Consider the following 18,666-nt stretch of genomic DNA (forward strand, 5'->3'; position numbering starts at 1 on the left):
GGAGAAATGAGTGAAGCGACTGCTCGGGATATTATTAGCGACAGCCGCAATAATCATTATCATTGTGGCTTTGTTTGTCAGCGGGTTACGTTTTTTCCTGCCTCATATCAATGATTATCGCCAGCAATTGGCGCGCCAGATTTCAGTTTTGACCGATGTTTCCGTCAATATAGGCTATATCAGTGGTCGCTGGGAGTCCTTTGGCCCACAACTGGAAGTCCGGGATATTCATGCAACAACCGAAGAAACTGATATAAAAGCCAAAAAAGTGACGCTTTCTCTGGATATCTGGCGCTCATTATTACAGCGGCGCTGGCATTTCCGTGACCTCTCTTTTTACCAGCTTCAGGTGGATTATGATAAGCCACTGTTTGATGGCGAAAGTGAACATCAGTTACCCAAACCGGACAAACTATCTTCCCTGTTTCTCGAACGTTTTAATTATTTCGATTTATATGACAGCAGCCTGACTTTTCCAACGCCATCGGGAGAAAAAGTCAGGTTATTGTTGCCACAGCTGGCATGGCTGAATAAAGACAATCGCCATCGCGCTCAGGGGCATATTAACCTGTCTTCGATTAATGGGCAGGAAGGTGTTGTACAGATTAAGTTTGACCTGAAAGATATTAATCATGTTTTAGATAGCGGCACTCTCTATCTACAGGCTGATGATATTGATATGCGGTTGTGGCTCAGCCGATGGTTAAAAGACAGCACTGGCTTGGAAAATGCCCGTTTCAGTCTGTCTAACTGGATTACCCTGAAAAACGGGAGAATTGAGAGCGGGCATTTACAACTCAGGAATGGGCAAGCCAACTGGCATGTGGGGGAGAAGAAACATCAACTCACCGTGCATGATCTCCTTTTGCAAATGCGTCGTCAGGGAGAAGGCTGGCTGTTCGATATCCCAAATCTGGAAAGCCTGAAAACTAATGGTCAGCAGTGGCTTGCAGGTCGTATTGCAGCCTTATATATCACGAAGGCGAATAAATATCAGGACAAAGATCACTGGCGTATTCGGGCTGAAAATATTCAACTGGAACGGCTGAGTGGCATGTTGCCGCTTATATCGCCTGTGACTCCTGAAATCGTCAATGACTGGCAGCATCGTCAGCCAAAAGGGCTAATTCACAGCTTTGCCCTTGATATCACACCTGAACTGGCCGATAGCATGGATATTGCTGTCAAATGGCAGGATGTCAGTTGGACTCGCTGGAAAGATCTGCCTTCCGTGAATGATTTTAGTGGCATATTGGCGGGAAATAAGCAGCAAGGAAACGTCATATTTGAGTTGAAAAACAGCTTCATTGATTACCGGCAAATGTTTCAGGCACCCTTTGATATTGCCAGTGGGGCAGGGAAAATCGAATGGAAAAATGATCAGGATGGTTTGAAAATATGGAGTCAGGGGCTGGATTTGCAGGCCAAGTCATTATGGGTAAACGGCGATTTCAATTATACAGAACGCCGGAATAAGCCACCTAAGCTGGAAATGCTGGCAGGGATCCGTCTCGATGATGCAGGCGAAGCATGGCGCTATTTTCCCCAAACCCTGATGGGAAAATCACTGACAGATTATCTGACGACAGCGTTAATTAAAGGGAAAGTCGATAATGCTACGCTGATTTTTCAGGGTAATCCTCATGACTTTCCATTCAGGCATAACAATGGCCAATTTCAGGTGTGGGTTCCCCTGCGTAATGCAACATTTCAGTACCAACCAGATTGGCCAGCTCTGTTTGACCTGAATGCTGATTTGAATTTCCGCAATAATGGATTATGGATACAGGCAGATAAAGCGAAACTGGGTAAAGTCGATGCTTCCCGGGTCTCTGCTGTGATCGCTGATTACGATAAAGAAAAACTCTTCATTGATGCTGACATCTCCGGAGACGGGGAAGATATTCACGACTATTTTCATCAGAGTTCATTATCCGAAACTGTCGGAAGTGCGCTGGATAATTTACAACTTAGCGGTAAGGTTGATGGCAGGCTTCATCTGGATATACATCTGGAAGAGGGCACAACGGATGCTCGTGGTGAGGTGGTGCTGAAAGATACTGAACTCTTTATTCAGCCTCTGAACAGTAGAATGAAACATCTCAGTGGCAAGTTCCGCTTTGATAACGGCAACTTGCAAAGTGATAGCCTTTCCACTAACTGGTTTGGTAACCCTCTGTCATTACGATTTACGACGCAGGATTTAACGCAGCATTATCAGGTTAATGTTGACCTGAATGCTGGCTGGCCTGTGGCAACACTACCGGAATTACCGGCAGAAATACGCAGACAGTTATCAGGGCAGCTCAATTGGCAGGGAAAAGTGAATATTACCCTTCCCTCAGAAGGTAAGGGCCTGCAACATGAGTTATCACAGCAGGGAGCGCAATATCAGGTTGCAATAAACGCGGATTTGTCACATATCAACAGCACGTTAGACGGGCTGAAAACAGCCTCTTTTCAAGAATGGGATAATATCAATATTCAGGCCAAAGGGGATGATAATCAGCTTAGGCTTACCGGTTCATTAGGGAACAGATATAAATTCAATAGCCAGTGGTTACTGGATAAAGGTTATACCCATTTACAGCGGGGTATTCTGACCACAGATAAGAATGGCATTCCCGCGTTGCCTGAAAAATCAATGCTCGAACTGAATTTGCCTGATATTGAGGGGGATAAATGGCTGGCACTGCTTGGCACATTGGAAACAAAACCCGGAACGGATAGTGCTTTCAGGTGGCCGGCGTTATTTGAAATTACAATACCTTCTTTGAATATCGGCGGGCAGCGTTGGCATAATCTTATACTGAGTGCCAGCAAACAATCTGATAGTTTGCATATTAATGCGATCGGAGAAGAAATTGACGGCGATTTGCGGATTTATTCGGATAGGATATGGCAGGGCGCGCTTAATTATCTCTATTATAATCCGGTGTTCCCGGACAGTGCTGCCAATGATGACAACTCGTCGGCTTCAACCGTAGCGGATACGCCAAAATATGATTTGAGTCATTGGCCAACACTTAATGTGAGATGTAATGAATGCTGGTTGGCCGGATTAAAAATCGGAAAAGTGTCAGGAACGGTAAAACCGAAAGGCAACTCATTGGTTCTGACTGATGGCCGGGTAGAAAATAGCGCGGGTAAATTGACATTATCCGGTCATTGGAGTGAAAGTAATGAGGGAAACTATACTCGGGCTAAGGGACAAATATCCGGGGGAAGTTTAGATGATATGGCGGCGTATGTTGGGTTCATTATTCCCATTACCGGTGCCCCATTTAAGTTTGATTTTGATCTTAACTGGAAGGATACGCCGTGGCAGCCTGATATTAAAACGCTCAATGGCCGCCTGACAGGGACACTGGGGAAAGGCACAATAGCTAAACTGGGCGCGGGCAGAGCAGGACAACTGTTGAGGCTGGTCAGTTTTGATGCATTATTGCGTAAATTACAGTTGGATTTCAGTGACACATTCAGTGATGATTTTAACTTTGATTCTATGCGTGGCGATGCACAGCTAAAAAATGGGGTTATGTCTACGGATAACTTCCATATTGATGGGCTGGAAGCTGATATCGATGCAAAAGGTCAGATAAACTTTATTCAGCGTCAGCTTAATATGGAGTTGGTGATCACCCCGGAAATTTCAGCCACAGTCGGTGTGGCAACCGCTTTTGCGATTAACCCTATGGCAGGTGCTGCTGTTTTTGCAGCAGCGAAAGTGTTAGGCCCGTTATGGAGCAAGATCTCAGTCATTCGCTATCGAATAACCGGCAGTCTGGAACAACCTAAAATTGATGAAGTCTTACGTCAGCTTAAGGAGAATAAAGGGTCATGAGAAACGTCAATGTTGCACTCTTACAACTATGCAGTGGTACAAACATCAAACATAATTTAGCGCAAATTGAACAGCAAATTAAGCAATTGCCTAACACTGTAAAGCTGGTTCTGACCCCGGAGAACGCCTTGCTGTTTGCAGATGCTGATGCTTATCGCGAACATGCAGAAGAACAGGGAACAGGCCCCTTACAGCAGGCTGTGCGTGAACTGGCACAGCATTATGGTATCTGGTTACTGATTGGCTCAATGCCGATGATCAGCCGGGAAGATCCGAGCCGTATTACCAGCAGTAGCTTATTATTTGATGATCAGGGAGAAATCCGCGCCCGTTATGACAAGATCCACATGTTTGATGTCAATATCAAGGATGAACACGGTTCTTATAACGAATCTTCCATTTATCAGCGTGGGGAACACATTACGGTTGTTGATACACCTGTCGGTCGTCTGGGGATGACTATCTGTTATGATCTGCGTTTCCCCGGCTTGTTTCAGGCACTGAGGGAACAGGGCGCTGAACTGATTTCTGTGCCAGCCGCTTTTACCAGACTGACAGGTAAAGCGCACTGGGAGCCACTTTTGCGTGCCCGCGCAATTGAGAATCAATGTATTATACTGGCTCCTGCACAGGTCGGTGTGCACGGCACCCGCAGAACGTGGGGGCATACAATGGCGGTGAGTGGCTGGGGGGAAATCATTAAGAAAAATCCTCTGAGTGTCTGTGCACTACAGCTCAATATCCGGCGAGACAGCCTGACTCACATGCGTGAACAAATCAGAGTGGTGAAACATAATCGCTTCCGTCCGCAACTGACTTCTTTGATAAAAAAGAATACAAATTTAGATAAAGAGTAAACACTATGAGTTTAACTTATGTCAGTGAACATTTACTGACTGACAATGGACTGAATCATAACGACTTATTTTCCGTATTGGGTCAATTGGCAGAACGCCGCCTTGATTATGCTGATCTCTATTTCCAGTCCAGCTACCATGAAACGTGGGTATTGGAAGATCGTATCATCAAAGATGGCTCCTATAATATTGATCAGGGAGTCGGTGTCCGGGCTGTTAGCGGCGAGAAAACCGGTTTTGCCTATGCTGATCAGATCACCCTGAATGCTTTACAACAAAGTGCACAGGCAGCGCGCAGTATTGTAAGAGAAATAGGAAATGGCACTGCCCATACACTGGGAGCAGTGACACATAACGTTTTGTATCCGGCAGTGGATCCGCTGCAAAGCATGAGCAGGGAAGAGAAAATCGCTCTGTTGCATCATGTTGATAAAATTGCCCGTGCGGAAGACCCACGAGTACAGGAAGTGAATGCCAGCCTGAGTGGTGTTTATGAGCAGGTACTGGTTGCTGCGACAGATGGCACGCTGGCCGCTGATATCCGTCCGCTGGTACGTCTTTCGGTCAGCGTATTAGTTGAAGAAGATGGTAAACGCGAGCGTGGTTCCAGTGGTGGTGGTGCCCGTTATGGTTATGAATATTTCCTGCAAGACACTGATGGGCAGACGCTGGCAGAACAATTTGCCCGTGAAGCTGTTCGTATGGCATTAGTGAGCCTTTCAGCAGTCGCCGCTCCAGCGGGCGCGATGCCGGTTGTACTGGGAGCAGGCTGGCCGGGCGTTTTACTGCATGAAGCCGTTGGTCATGGTCTGGAAGGTGATTTTAACCGCCGTGGCACATCTGTTTTCTCTGGCCAGATTGGGCAGAAAGTTGCTTCCGAACTATGTACTGTGGTTGATGATGGCACGATTGAAGGCCGTCGGGGTTCATTATCTATTGATGATGAAGGGGTTCCGGGACAATACAATGTTCTGATTGAGAACGGCATTTTGAAAGGTTACATGCAGGACAAACTTAATGCACGTTTGATGGGGGTTGCTCCGACAGGGAACGGTCGCCGTGAATCTTATGCCCATTTGCCTATGCCACGTATGACTAATACCTACATGCTGGCAGGTAACTCTACACCAGAAGAAATTATTTCCAGCGTTGATCGTGGTCTGTACGCACCGAATTTTGGCGGTGGTCAGGTGGATATCACATCAGGTAAGTTTGTATTCTCGACATCAGAAGCATATTTGATTGAAAACGGTAGGATCACCAAACCGGTAAAAGGCGCAACGCTGATTGGCTCCGGTATTGAGGCGATGCAGCAGATTTCCATGGTTGGTAATGATTTAGCCCTTGATAAAGGTGTTGGTGTCTGTGGTAAAGAGGGTCAAAGTGTTCCCGTGGGAGTTGGGCAGCCTACATTGAAACTGGATAACCTGACCGTAGGCGGAACAGCTTGACACTTTTTGGCGTGATTTGATCCATTAAGTGCAAGAGGTCATTATGAAAAAGAGCGCACTGGCAGGTGTATTTCTGCTTCTGGCGGTTATCTCTATTGTCTTTTTGAAAGACACGGGGTTATCTGGTAGCGGGAAAACACCGAAAAATACGGTGGTAGCAGAAGAGACAGCCACTCCGCATATTGATGTTCTGACTGAACAGCATCGGGTTGCGAATTATCTGAAACAGCATCACAAATTACCTGATTATTACATTACGAAGAAACAAGCCCGTCGTCTTGGCTGGGAACCGCGTAAAGGTAATTTATGTGAAGCCGTACCGGGAAAAGCCATTGGTGGGGACAGGTTCACCAACCGTGAGCATAGTCTGCCAGATGAAGCCGGACGCCAGTGGTTTGAAGCAGATGTGAATTATCGCTGTGGGAGTCGGGGTAGTGACCGATTACTTTATTCTAACGATGGGCTGATCTATCTGACGCTTGATCATTATAACCATTTCACAAGGCTGGAATGATAATATGAAAAAAGTGGAATTCGATTTTAACCATATCCCTGATTTAACCACTTTTTATAATCAGTTCAGGGAGCGTTTCGATCTTAGCGATGATTTTGGGGCTAATCTGGATGCGCTCTGGGATGTGGTAACCAGTGAAATTGAGTTGCCTGTTGATATTACCTTTATCCATCTGGATGTGCAGAAAAAGCCGCATTTTGCAGCGCTGGTGCTTTTATTTGAGGAAGCCGAAGAAGAGCTGGAAGGGGAACTCAAGTTTGATGTGATGAATTAACTTTTCCCTTCTTATACACTTCGTCTTTCAAGTTGCCTCTTTGTTGGCTGCACTCACTCACCCCAGTCACATAGTTATCTATGCTTCTGGGGATTCTCTCCCTTGCCGCCGCGACGCACCTTGAAATCCATTGTGTATATTACACCGCTACATTGACTGAAATATTGGCTGAAATGTGGCGGTGTTTCTATATAGAGCCAGCGGTTATTTATTTACAACATGGCTTTCATCGCCAGAAAAATAACGCTCAATATTCTTAAATGCACTGTCAAAATAGATGTCATAGCAGCTTTTTGTGACATAACCTATGTGCGGACTGCACAGGACATTATCTCGTTTTAATAATGCGTGGTCGGCATTCCAAATCGGTTCAACATCAAAAACATCCAATGCAGCAAAACCCGGCGTACCCAGATCAAGCGCTTTCTCAAGAGCGCCTGCTTCTATCAGTGCTGATCTTGCTGTATTGACGAAGACCGCACTGTTTTTCATATGTGTCAGATCAGTAAGTGTGACATTACCTGTCGTCTCTTTAACCAGACGCTGATGCAGAGTAATCACATCCGATGTTTTAAAGAAATCTTCCCGTGAATGAGGAACAATCAGACCATCCTGACGGGCTTTTTCCTGTGAGCGCTCTGAACCCCACACCTGAACCTTCATATCAAATGCGCGAGCATATCTGGCAACTCTTTGGCCAATATTTCCATACCCGAGAATACCAAGCGTTTTTTCAGCGACGGTATCGCCCAGTTCGGTTTGCCATTGACCTTTTTTCATCGACTCCACTAAAGCGACGAATTTGCGGATGGAACTTTGAATTAACAACCAAGTTAACTCGGCTGCGGCAACAGGAGAACCGGCACCCTCTACGACAGCAATGCCCTTCTGTTTACATAAATCCAGATCGATATTGTAAGCCACCTTTCCTGTTTGGCTGATCAGTCTTAAGTTAGGGGTTTTAGATAAGAACTGCTCATCAATAATTGTTCTTTCACGGATCAAGATCAGTGCATCAGCCTTAGAGAGTAACTCACTGGCTTTCGGGTCGCGATCCACTGCACCGAGGCTGACAACGTCAAAATCACGGTTTTGATATAAAGCCTGAATCTGTTTTGTTGCAGCTTGATAATCATCTGGAATAACAACGAGAGGCATGTGAAATATCCTTTATGCAAGTTCAGATAATGAAAAACAATTAAGGTTATCTCATTTTTGTTACATTTTCGTAATATTTAAACGGAAGTGTTAAATTAAGCAGTTTTAATATGATGGCGGGACAAGAGAAAAGACAGTTACCGCCATTTCTTTAAGAAATGGCGGTCTGAATATCATACTGTTCCAGATAATTCTTTCAGGTACTGAAAAATCTGTCGGTAGGATTTTGGTGGTTTGTTCGCTGCTTTCTCTTTTTTGGCATTACGTACCAGCGTCCGTAGTTGCTGGCGATCTGTATGCGGATAGAGTGTCACAACTTCTTCAAGGGCATTGTCACTTTCCAGTAATTTATCCCGCAGTTCTTCCAATTTGTGCAGGATTACAATCTGCTGGTTATGCCGGTTTTTCAGTTTATCCAATGCAATAGTAATTGGTTCTGGATCGCGGGCACGCAATAATTTACCTATCAATTGTAGCTGGCGACGACGGCCTTCGCGTTTGATTCTCTGTGCCAGCTCAATAGCGGCCAGCAAATCTTCATCCAACGGGATGCGTTCCAGTTCGCTTTTGCTCAGTTCAACCAGTTCTGCTCCCAGCTTTTTAAGCTCTTCCGCATCCCGCTTGATTTCACTTTTACTGACCCAGATTATCTCTTCTTCTTCCTCTTCAGCAGGATAATTGTCGAGCCAATCTTCAGGCTGCTTTGCCATAATTGTTTTCCTTCTAAAAAGGCCGGATAAGGTGCATTTTGGAACATGACCAATTTCCCGGTGGGTGTTAACATCCTATACCCGTCGTCTTTCAAGTTGCCTCTTTGTTGGCTGCGCTCGCTCACTTAGGTAACCGCTTTGATAAACATACGGTTATCTATGTTCTCAGGGATTGACTCTCTTGCCGTCGCGATGCAACTCGAAATCCATAGGGTATATAATATGGTGTATTGTAACTGGGAAAATTGCCTGATTACCACTCGGCATTAATACTGAAAGCCGGAATATAGCACTTTTCCTGATAAATTCCCTTTTAATTTAAATGGTTATGGTTAATTAATGATAGTTACCAATCAACAAATTACAGAGCAGCGTAAGCAACTGGAAGAGGCTGTTTCCCACGCTCTGGAATTAGCGAAAGCAGGTTGCGATGCCGCAGAAGTTGCGGTCAATAAAACAACGGGGATCAGCGTTAGTACCCGTTTCAGTGAAGTCGAGAATGTAGAGTTTAACAGTGATGGGGCATTGGGGATCACGGTTTATAACCAGCAACGCAAAGGCAGCGCATCTTCTACCGATTTAAGCCCGGAAGCTATTGCTCGTACTGTTCAGGCGGCTATTGATATTGCCCGTTATACTTCGCCTGATCCTTGTGCCGGCCCGGCAGACAAAGAATTATTAGCGTTTGAAGCCCCTGATCTGGATTTGTTCCACACTGCTGATTTGGATGCTGATAAGGCGATTGAACTGGCAGCCCGTGCAGAACAAGCGGCACTACAGGCCGATCAGCGTATTACTAATACCGAAGGCGGCAGCTTTAATGCTCACTATGGTATCCGTGTCTTTGGTAATAGTCATGGTATGTTGCAGAGCTACTGCTCAAGCCGCTATTCCACATCAAGCTGTGTGATTGCAGAACAAGACGGCAATATGGAGCGCGATTATGCTTATACCGTGAACCGTCGCTTTGATGAATTACAGTCACCAGAGTGGGTTGGTCAGGAGAGTGCGCAGCGTACATTGTCTCGTTTAGGGGCACGTAAGCTTTCAACGATGAAAGCGCCTGTGATCTTTTCCGCAGAAGTGGCTACCGGTCTGTTTGGTCATTTGGTTGGAGCGATCAGTGGCAGCAGCATCTATCGTAAATCCTCCTTCCTGTTGGACAGTCTGGGTAAACAAATCCTGCCTTCGTGGCTGACAATTGAGGAGCAGCCTCATTTATTGAGAGGTCTGGCTTCAACACCTTTTGACAGCGAAGGCGTACGCACACTGCCACGTGAAATTATTAAAGACGGTGTATTACAGTCATGGCTGATGACCTCATACTCTGCCCGCAAACTGGGTTTGACCAGTACGGGTCATGCAGGTGGAATTCATAACTGGCATATCGAAGGTCAGGGGCTGGGTTTTGATGGGCTGTTGCGGGAAATGGGCACGGGTCTGGTGGTGACGGAACTGATGGGACAGGGTGTCAGTGCAATAACAGGAGATTATTCTCGTGGTGCTGCCGGTTTTTGGGTCGAAAATGGCGAAATTCAATATCCCGTCAGTGAGATAACCATTGCAGGCAACCTGAAAGATATGTGGGCAAACATGGTAACAATCGGTAATGATATCGAAACACGCAGTAACATTCAGTGTGGTTCAGTCTTGTTGCCGGAAATGAGTATCGCCGGTCAATAAGGGATACTCAATCAACAACAGCCAGTCTGGTCTACTGGGCTGGCTGTGAGTTAACGGTGATATTCACCCGCTGCTTCGGGTTGATAAAGTATTTCTAGTACTTTTATCCGGGTTTTTTCACCATTCGGCAATTCCCATGTGATTTCGTCACCGACCTGCAATCCTAAAAGCGCAGCGCCTAAAGGTGCCATGACGGATAGCTGTTTTGTGCTGTCTTTCAGCGATGCCGGATAAACGAGAGTACGGATGCGTTCCTCATTATTGCTAAAATCAATGAATTTAATTTCACTGTTCATAGTCACAATATCTGCAGGGATTTCTGCCGGCGGTAAGATTTCCGCTCTGTCCAGTTCATCGTTCAGTGCATCTGCGATGCTGGTATTGGCAAATGCGGCTTGTTCCAACAGAGAATCTAAACGTTCTGCATCTAATTCATTAATAATGATTTTTGGTTTTTTCATACCACGCTCCAAATTAGGCTCAATACAAAATAACACCCCGCAACGCAAGGAGGGGGGTGTTATTTTCAATGTGATTAAAGTGATATTAGGCTGTTCTGTCATGAAAATAAAGAGATCATGATCACGAACTGTTTGGTGCTGCTAATGAAACAAGGTTCAGCCAGATATTATGACAGATTATAAATTATAGGCCTGTAACGGTGATCTTCGGGTTGGTTTCGCCAAAGATGGAAGTCAGTTCAACAATGTGCATTCCGCTCCATTCCTGAATGTCAGCCTGAGTAATTTCTTCGTTACCTTGTTTACCCAAAATCACGACTTCATCGCCACTTTTAACTTCAGGCAGATCGGTCACATCAATCATCACGGTGTTCATGGAAACGCGACCGACAACCGGAGCACGATGACCGTTAATCAGCACATAGGCCTTGTTTGACATAGCAGTGCTGAAACCATCAGAGAAACCGACCGGCAGGTTAGCAAGGATAGAATCACGTTTCAGGATGTGAGTGTTGTCGTAACTGACACCATTGCCTTTAGGGTAGGGTTTAACAGAGGCAACGCGGGTTTTTACCTGAATCAGAGGTTTGAATTCAGGATGGCTGGCTTGCAAGATGCCGTACAGTGCGCTGCCAACGCGAGCCATATCAAACTGGGCTTCAGGTAGGCTCAGAGAGGCAAAAGAGCTGGATGCGTGCAGAGTGATTTCATCTCTTTTCAGGTTTGCTGCTTTAATCAACCAAGCCGTTTGTTCGTTGAAGTTTTTGATACTTTCGCGGATCACATTCAGGTCAGTGAGAGCATGGTGGCTCATGATGCCAACCAATTTCAGGTTAGGCAGCTTAGCAATTTGCAGTGCTTCCTGTTTGCCCTGTTCGGTTTTCATTTCCAGCCCATTACGGCTCATCAAACCGGTGTTCAGTGCTAAATGAACCTTGATCTCTTTACCGTGTTTTTTAGCTATGGCATCAATCGCTTTGGCGCTTTCCAGATCGCCAACCATCTCTTCCATGTCATAGCTCAGTGTACTTTCAACTTCATCCGCCATTGCTGCACGGACACGTACCAGTTGGCCGGTAAAGCCGCTATCACGCACGATACGGGCTTCTTCGTTACTGGTGATCCCAACACAAGGTACTCCGGTTTTAATGATTGATGGCATCAGCAGACCAAGACCATAACCATAAGCATCACCTTTCAGAATTGCACATATTTTGGTGTCTTTGTTCAGGGTTTCTTTCAGTGTTTGGATATTATTTTCGAAAGTGGTGGTGTTGATTTCCACCCAGGCATTGTTGTGAGCAGCAATACGTTCTGCCTGCGTATTATCTAAAGAAAGCACTGGTGCTGCCTGAGCTGCGCCCTGACATAAAGTCAATCCAAGAAAGATAGCTAATGTGGTCTTATTAAAACGCATGAAGTAAATCTCCAGTTTATGAACTGTACGTATAATTCTTTGTGTATAAAAGCTCGTTAATGATAAGTTTTTTCCAAACTGATTTCATGGGGTTAAATTATTGATAGGTAACATTTATTGTTACCTGATGACTATTTATAAATAGTCGAGATGTTTAACTTATATAATTAAAAAAACTTCTCAATACATCTTTGCTCATAAATTTATAATTAGAATATATGAAGGTTATTTTATCTTTTGTTGGTTTTAAATATGGCTTTTGTTGCTGTTATTACAGACTATATACCTTTTCATAATAGTGAGAGTATCCGCATGCGGTATCCCTTACCCCGCGTTGTAAGGGATACTCCTATCATTTTGAAAAACTATTTAGCAAGCAGTATTAAGAGAAAAATAAAGAGAGTCAGGTGTTATTCACTGAATGAGAAAGGGAGGAGAAAATAGAGAAAAGTGTAATAGTGGATCTGTGCTACAAACAGGCAAAATCGTGTAAGTTTATTCTTCGTCAAAACCGGAATTGAATAACGCTATAATTGCTGATAAAGCTTGTTGTTCATCAATTCCGGTTGCTTCAACTTCAATGTAACTGCCCTGTTCGGAATCCAGCATCAGCATGGCTATGACGCTGTGAGCTTCAGCCTGAACATTGTTGCTGTTGCGCAGAATGACTTGAGACTGAAACTGCTGCACGAGGTCATATAGCTTCATGGCTGGCCGGGCATGCATACCGAGCCGGTTTTTAATCTCAACACTCTGTTTAACTGTCATGACCGGCTCGATATCAGGTTACTTACGTTTTTCCAGTGTGCGGTGACGTGACTGAACGTTCTTACCACGAGACCGGAAGTAATCAGCTAACTGTTCTGCTACATAAACTGAACGATGTTTACCACCGGTACAGCCAATGGCAACGGTCAGGTAACTGCGATTATTGGTTTCCAGCATAGGCAACCATAGCTCAAGGTAACTGCGGGTCTGGTAAATAAAGTTATGTACTTCGGTATGACGATCCAAAAACGCAGCAACCGGGCGATCCAATCCAGTCATAGGTCGAAGTTTTGGATCCCAGTGTGGGTTTGGCAGGAAACGCACATCGAAAACATAATCTGCATCAATCGGAATACCGTGTTTGAAGCCAAAAGATTCAAATACCATTGTCAGTTCACGTTCACGCTTGCCCAATAAACGTGTTCTGAGCATTTCAGCCAGTTCATGAACTGACATTTCAGAAGTATCAATGATCAAATCTGCCCGGGAACGCAGAGGTTCCAGTAAATCGCTCTCTTTATCGATGGCACTTTCCAGTGACAGGTTTTTGCTTGAGAGTGGATGCAGGCGACGGGTATCACTGTAGCGACGGATCAGTGTATTACGATCTGCGTCAAGAAACAGAAGCTGTGGTGAAAAGCTGTCCGGTAATTTTGTCAGTGCTTCTTCGAAAATTTCTGGGGATTCCGGCATATTGCGTACATCAATACTGACTGCCGCTGAAATATCACGTTCAGCCAGTGTATTAGCCAGCTCTGGAAGTAGTACTACCGGCAGGTTATCCACACAGTAGAACCCCATATCTTCCAGTGCACGCAGGGCTACGGACTTACCAGAACCAGAACGACCGCTGACTATCATCAGCACCATGAAATGACTCCCCTTTATTTTGCGGTTCCTGAGAACCGCCATCGTTTATACCCTCTGGGTATATTGCTTTTCAACAATCAATTGTAACCGTAATTGTAATTGTTATTTATTCAGTAATAATTTTGTATAATTCTTCATCACTTTGTGCCAAGCGCAGGCGACGACAGAAATTTTTATCTGAAAGACGCTTTGCGATCAAGGATAGCGAATGTAAATGTACCTGACACTGATTAGATGGAACCAATAAAGCAAACAGCAAGTCAACAGGCTGATTATCAATAGCATCAAATGTAATCGGTTGTTCCAAGTGTAAGAATACACCAACAGCATTATCTGAACTTTCGGACTCCAGTTTGCCATGAGGAATGGCAATCCCGTTGCCAATACCGGTTGTTCCCACCTTCTCACGGGAAAGGATCGCTTCAAATACGGCACTCTCTGGCAAATTCAGCTGCTTTGATGCCAGCTCGCTGATAATCTCTAAGGCGCGCTTCTTACTCGAACAGGATACGTTATTACGCGTACATTCGGATGAAAGCACTGAGCTTAGTGGTAAATCTGTTTCGTTGTTCATTTCTTTATTCGCTTAGGGCTTTAATACCGGATGCCTGAGTTCAGACATCAGGTACTGAGGCACTGTTATTACCATTAAGCCTTCAGGTGCATAGAGCAGCCTGAAGGCCGTTAGTTGGTTACAAATGGAACAGTGAGAATCTTATGACAGCCCTGTTGTCTGAAAGCTATTAATGTTGTCTCAATTTACTTTTGTGTTTGGTCAATTGACGAGTCAGTTTATCAACAAGTGCATCAATTGCCGCATACATGTCTTCATGCTCTGAACTCGCATGCAACTCACCTCCATTGACATGCACCGTGGCTTCAGCGATTTTCTGCACTTTTTCCACCCGGAGGATGACCTGAATAAGGTTAATCTTATCGAAATATTGATCCAGTTTGCCGCATTTCGTATTCACAATGTTGCGTAGTGCATCAGTGATTTCAATATTGTGACCTGTGATATTGAGTTGCATAGTGTTTTCCTTCTCTCTCCGTTGTTTTTCAGGTTGTTTCTTTGTTGGTGGTTAACCGCCTCGATACAACCGGAAATTCATAGGGTCTATGTTATTCAAACCAATTTTTTACGTTGGTTTGAAGGCGGGATGGATAACGACTCTCTATATTTTGCGACAGTCCGACGAGCTACCTGAATACCCTGTTCGGCAAGTAGGCTGGTCAGCTTACTGTCACTCAGTGGTTTGGTCGGGTTTTCTGCCGTGACCAATTTTTTCACCAGTGCCCGTATTGCTGTAGAAGAAGCTTCGCCTCCGCTGTCAGTATTTACGTGACTGGAGAAAAAATACTTCAATTCAAAAATTCCCCGTGGACTATGCAAATATTTCTGGGTTGTCACACGGGAAATGGTAGATTCATGCATATCAACCTGATAGGCAATATCTGCCAGTACCAGTGGTTTCATGTACTCTGCGCCATGCTCAAAGAAATCCTGCTGCCATTCCACAATACAGTTACTGACCTTTAATAACGTCTCATTACGGCTCTCAAGGCTTTTTATCAGCCACTTCGCTTCCTGTAAGTTATTGCGGATAAACAGGCTGTCACTTTCATTCTGAGATTGCTGCCCCAGCGCAGCATAGTGCTGATTAATGCACAAGCGGGGAATGCTATCTGTATTCAGCCTGACCTGCCAGCGTTCATTTTCTTTCTGAACGAGTACATCGGGGATCACGTATTCGGATTCACCGGTATTGACCATTAACCCGGGCCGAGGCTCCAGTGACTGTATGATAGCAATAGCTTCTTTCAGAGCACTCTCTTTTAATTTGCTCTGGCGCAATAAATTTCGGAAATCCCGGTTGCCCAGCAGCTCAAGATACGTGTTGGTCACCAGTTTCGCTTCGTTCAGATAGGGCGTTTCTTCTGGCAGCAGCGAAAGCTGGATGAGTAAACATTCACGTAAGTCACGTGCTGCGACTCCGATGGGATCAAAATGTTGTACCCGTTTGAGTACGGCTTCGATTTCTTCCGGTGTCAGTTCATCATTGCCGATGCTGATAAGGATATCTTCGACAGAAGCGGTTAAGTAGCCTGTCTCGTCAATAGCATCAATGATTGATGTGGCTATGGCTGAGTCTGTTTCAGTAAAGGGAGTCAACGCAGCCTGCCACGTCAGATAGTCTTGTAGTGTCTGAGTGGTTTCCCCCTGATAGACGGGGAAATCATCCGCACTGTAGTCACTTCGCGTTCCTGAAGATGTACCGGCGCTGTAAATTTCATCCCAGCTGGTATCAAGGGGTAATTCTTCCGGCATATTCTTTTGTTCAAGCGCTTCGAGGGTATCCATAACCGTTGTTTCGGTATCTGGATAATCCTGAGCATCAATTTCCTGAAGTGTGTCTTCCTGTTCAAGCAGGGGATTCGTCTCTAAAGCCAGTTGAATCTCCTGCTGAAGTTCGAGCGTAGAAAGTTGCAACAAACGGATTGCCTGCTGAAGTTGTGGCGTCATCGTCAATTGTTGACTGAGTTTGAGTTGCAAACTTTGCTTCATAACGTTTTCACTTCCTCCTGAACTGATCCTTTAAGACTCCTGAATGGATTCCCCTCGAACTGATATACACTTCGTTTTTCAAGTCGCCTCTTTGTTGGCTGCGCTCGCTCACCCCGGTCACATAGTTATCTATGCTCCCGGGAACTCACTCCCTTGCCGCCGCGACGCATCTTGAAATTCATTGTGTAGTTTCTCTGAACTCTGCCTGACAATGAGCTTTAAAGACGGAAGCCTTCACCCAGATATACACGCTTAACCTGTTCATTGTTAAGGATATCTTCTGGTGTACCGTGAGCAATCAGATGCCCCTGACTGACAATATAAGCGCGCTCACAAACATCCAGCGTTTCACGGACGTTATGGTCAGTAATCAGGACGCCAAGACCATAATCCCGCAGATGTTGAATGATCTTTTTAATATCAAGGACGGAGATTGGGTCAACCCCCGCAAAAGGTTCATCCAACAGAATAAATTTAGGGTTTGCTGCCAGTGCCCGGGCAATTTCCACACGGCGGCGCTCACCACCTGACAATGACTGACCAAGACTGTTACGCAAATGGGAGATATGAAACTCTTCCATCAGCTCTTCAGCGCGCGCTTTACGCTGTTCCTGATTGATATCTTTGCGGATTTCAAGGACAGCCATTAAGTTATCGTATACGCTCAGCCGACGGAAGATGGAGGCTTCCTGAGGTAAATAGCCGATGCCCCGGCGGGCACGTTCATGCAGAGGCAGCAGGCTGATATCTTCATGATCAATCGTGATAGTCCCCGTATCGCGGGGCACGATACCAACGACCATATAGAAAGTTGTGGTTTTACCTGCGCCATTTGGCCCTAGCAGGCCGACAATTTCACCTGATTTGACTTTCAGGCTGACATCCTCAACAACCTTACGCCCTTTATAAGACTTTGCCAGATTGTCTGCGTTTAATATTGCCATACGTCGTTATTTACTCTTTTTATGAACTTCAGTGCTGTTAGTACCGGTATTGTTAACACCCGGGCCTTTTTCCTGTAACTGGGAAGGTAACAGGACGGTGGTAACATGCTTACCTTTATCACTAAAGGCTTCCATTTGCTGTGTTGGCACTAAATAGGTGATTTTATCGCCTTTGATATTGCTGTCGAGCTGTTCAAGGTAAGCATTACCTGTCAGTGTGATCAGCTCATTATTCATCTCATAGCGCATCTTCGAAGCATGGCCTTTGATAGGTTTACCATCATCCTGCAACTGATAAAATGTTGCCGGGTTACCATAAGCTTCAATAACCGTTTTTTTCGAATCCCCGTCAGGGCGGGTGACAACAACCTTATCTGCATGGATATCAATCGAACCCTGCTTTACAATAACATTATCCGTAAATGTGGCAATGTTCCCCGTTAAATCCAGTGATTGTCTGGCCGAATCAATGGTAATGGGCTTTTGGGTATCATCTTTCAGTGCCAGTGCAGGCAAACTGACTGCAACCAGTGTACTGGCAATAAAGGTATTACGGATTAGGTTCTTCATGTGGAATCTCATATTGAGTGCTCACCTTTTCAATCAGTTCAGCAGTTTTATCTCGTAGGTTGCCGCGCATTTTCATCCCAACAGATCTCAGACCGACACCTTCTAATGTAATTTTATCGTCGGATGCCACATCCTGCGTCACAAGATTGACGGTCGCGTTTTCTGTTGTAATACGTTTCAGTTGTGATGCATCATTCAGGCTATCTACCTGAACATCCCCATATAAGTAGAGCATATTATCATGGGTAAGTTTTGCTTTATTGGCACGTACTGTCCATGTTGCCGGTGGCGGTGTGGATTTACTGTTAGCATCAAACGTTGTTAATACCGGCTTGGTAAACCAAGTCAGCTTTGTTTCCGTATAATTCTTAACATCATCTGCCTCTAGCTTGTAAACCAGCTTACCCTCTGGATCATAAACAAACGTAGTGGCTTCCTTTGTTTGATACGTCGGGTAGCCCTCATCCAAAACGGGTGAGGAGGTATCTTCATTTGAATTGGATAAATTCCAGCCAATCAATGCAAGCACAATGAGAGTCAGTATTGCGGTCAGCCAGGATTGAGTTCTGCTCATTCTTT

General features: G+C 45.1%; 18 protein-coding genes. 6 read left to right on the top strand and 12 right to left on the bottom strand.

Annotation, left to right across the window (positions count from 1 at the left end):
- Positions 1 to 10 precede the first annotated feature (10 nt).
- The 5 genes from yhdP to AAC855_RS10930 are packed head-to-tail and all read left to right on the top strand — an operon-like array spanning position 11 to position 6,940.
- Positions 11 to 3,844, top strand: a complete 3,834-nt coding sequence (gene yhdP / locus AAC855_RS10910; RefSeq protein WP_340609599.1) for an AsmA2 domain-containing protein YhdP — start codon at positions 11 to 13, stop codon at positions 3,842 to 3,844.
- Positions 3,841 to 4,701 carry a deaminated glutathione amidase gene (gene nit1, locus AAC855_RS10915; protein WP_340609600.1) on the top strand — a complete coding sequence of 287 codons (861 nt, stop codon included), beginning with the start codon at positions 3,841 to 3,843 and terminating at the stop codon, positions 4,699 to 4,701. The genes yhdP and nit1 overlap by 4 nt, the downstream gene beginning before the upstream one ends.
- A 5-nt stretch (positions 4,702 to 4,706) precedes the next feature.
- Positions 4,707 to 6,152: a metalloprotease TldD gene (gene tldD / locus AAC855_RS10920; RefSeq protein WP_340609602.1), complete on the top strand. Its 1,446-nt coding sequence runs from the start codon at positions 4,707 to 4,709 to the stop codon at positions 6,150 to 6,152.
- 43 nt (positions 6,153 to 6,195) lie between these two features.
- Positions 6,196 to 6,666 carry a ribonuclease domain-containing protein gene (locus AAC855_RS10925; RefSeq protein ID WP_340609603.1) on the top strand — a complete coding sequence of 157 codons (471 nt, stop codon included), beginning with the start codon at positions 6,196 to 6,198 and terminating at the stop codon, positions 6,664 to 6,666.
- A 4-nt stretch (positions 6,667 to 6,670) separates the two neighbouring features.
- Positions 6,671 to 6,940, top strand: a complete 270-nt coding sequence (locus tag AAC855_RS10930; protein ID WP_340609604.1) for a barstar family protein — start codon at positions 6,671 to 6,673, stop codon at positions 6,938 to 6,940.
- A gap of 204 nt (positions 6,941 to 7,144) precedes the next feature.
- Here the strand turns inward: AAC855_RS10930 and AAC855_RS10935 are convergent, their stop codons facing one another.
- Together AAC855_RS10935 and yjgA are read right to left on the bottom strand one after the other, a co-directional pair.
- Complete coding sequence (locus tag AAC855_RS10935; RefSeq protein WP_340609606.1) at positions 7,145 to 8,098, bottom strand: D-2-hydroxyacid dehydrogenase family protein; 954 nt, start codon at positions 8,096 to 8,098, stop codon at positions 7,145 to 7,147.
- A 173-nt stretch (positions 8,099 to 8,271) separates the two neighbouring features.
- Positions 8,272 to 8,808: a ribosome biogenesis factor YjgA gene (yjgA, locus tag AAC855_RS10940; RefSeq protein WP_340609608.1), complete on the bottom strand. Its 537-nt coding sequence runs from the start codon at positions 8,806 to 8,808 to the stop codon at positions 8,272 to 8,274.
- 339 nt (positions 8,809 to 9,147) lie between these two features.
- On the opposite strand from yjgA, the gene pmbA reads away from it, so the two are divergent.
- Positions 9,148 to 10,491, top strand: a complete 1,344-nt coding sequence (gene pmbA, locus AAC855_RS10945; RefSeq protein ID WP_340609610.1) for a metalloprotease PmbA — start codon at positions 9,148 to 9,150, stop codon at positions 10,489 to 10,491.
- Between the two features lie 50 nt (positions 10,492 to 10,541).
- Here pmbA and rnk read toward each other — a convergent pair whose 3' ends face one another.
- The 10 genes from rnk to lptC form a co-directional block, all read right to left on the bottom strand.
- Positions 10,542 to 10,952: a nucleoside diphosphate kinase regulator gene (gene rnk / locus AAC855_RS10950; RefSeq protein ID WP_340609611.1), complete on the bottom strand. Its 411-nt coding sequence runs from the start codon at positions 10,950 to 10,952 to the stop codon at positions 10,542 to 10,544.
- 184 nt (positions 10,953 to 11,136) lie between these two features.
- Positions 11,137 to 12,369 carry an alanine racemase gene (alr, locus tag AAC855_RS10955; RefSeq protein WP_340609612.1) on the bottom strand — a complete coding sequence of 411 codons (1,233 nt, stop codon included), beginning with the start codon at positions 12,367 to 12,369 and terminating at the stop codon, positions 11,137 to 11,139.
- A 495-nt stretch (positions 12,370 to 12,864) separates the two neighbouring features.
- Positions 12,865 to 13,137, bottom strand: coding sequence for a PTS phosphocarrier protein NPr (gene npr, locus AAC855_RS10960; RefSeq protein ID WP_340609613.1), 273 nt, complete (start codon positions 13,135 to 13,137; stop codon positions 12,865 to 12,867).
- A gap of 18 nt (positions 13,138 to 13,155) precedes the next feature.
- A complete protein-coding gene (gene rapZ, locus AAC855_RS10965) occupies positions 13,156 to 14,007 on the bottom strand; it encodes an RNase adapter RapZ (RefSeq protein ID WP_038259562.1) in 852 nt (283 codons plus the stop codon).
- A gap of 106 nt (positions 14,008 to 14,113) precedes the next feature.
- Positions 14,114 to 14,581, bottom strand: coding sequence for a PTS IIA-like nitrogen regulatory protein PtsN (gene ptsN, locus AAC855_RS10970; RefSeq protein ID WP_340609615.1), 468 nt, complete (start codon positions 14,579 to 14,581; stop codon positions 14,114 to 14,116).
- A 169-nt stretch (positions 14,582 to 14,750) separates the two neighbouring features.
- Entirely contained in the window at positions 14,751 to 15,038 is a 288-nt protein-coding gene (hpf, locus tag AAC855_RS10975) for a ribosome hibernation promoting factor (RefSeq protein ID WP_099109641.1), read from the bottom strand.
- Between the two features lie 95 nt (positions 15,039 to 15,133).
- Positions 15,134 to 16,573 (bottom strand): RNA polymerase factor sigma-54, encoded by a 1,440-nt coding sequence (gene rpoN, locus AAC855_RS10980; protein WP_340609617.1) that lies wholly within the window; start codon positions 16,571 to 16,573, stop codon positions 15,134 to 15,136.
- Positions 16,574 to 16,791: 218 nt separating this feature from the next.
- Complete coding sequence (lptB, locus tag AAC855_RS10985) at positions 16,792 to 17,517, bottom strand: LPS export ABC transporter ATP-binding protein (RefSeq protein ID WP_340609618.1); 726 nt, start codon at positions 17,515 to 17,517, stop codon at positions 16,792 to 16,794.
- 6 nt (positions 17,518 to 17,523) lie between these two features.
- Positions 17,524 to 18,087, bottom strand: coding sequence for a lipopolysaccharide ABC transporter substrate-binding protein LptA (gene lptA, locus AAC855_RS10990; RefSeq protein ID WP_099109644.1), 564 nt, complete (start codon positions 18,085 to 18,087; stop codon positions 17,524 to 17,526).
- On the bottom strand, positions 18,068 to 18,661 hold the full coding sequence (lptC, locus tag AAC855_RS10995) for an LPS export ABC transporter periplasmic protein LptC (RefSeq protein WP_340609620.1): 594 nt from the start codon (positions 18,659 to 18,661) through the stop codon (positions 18,068 to 18,070). Before lptC ends, lptA begins: the two co-directional genes overlap by 20 nt.
- Positions 18,662 to 18,666 lie beyond the last annotated feature (5 nt).

The organism is Xenorhabdus bharatensis (assembly GCF_037996705.1).
In the GTDB taxonomy this organism is placed as follows: Bacteria; Pseudomonadota; Gammaproteobacteria; order Enterobacterales; family Enterobacteriaceae; genus Xenorhabdus; species Xenorhabdus bharatensis.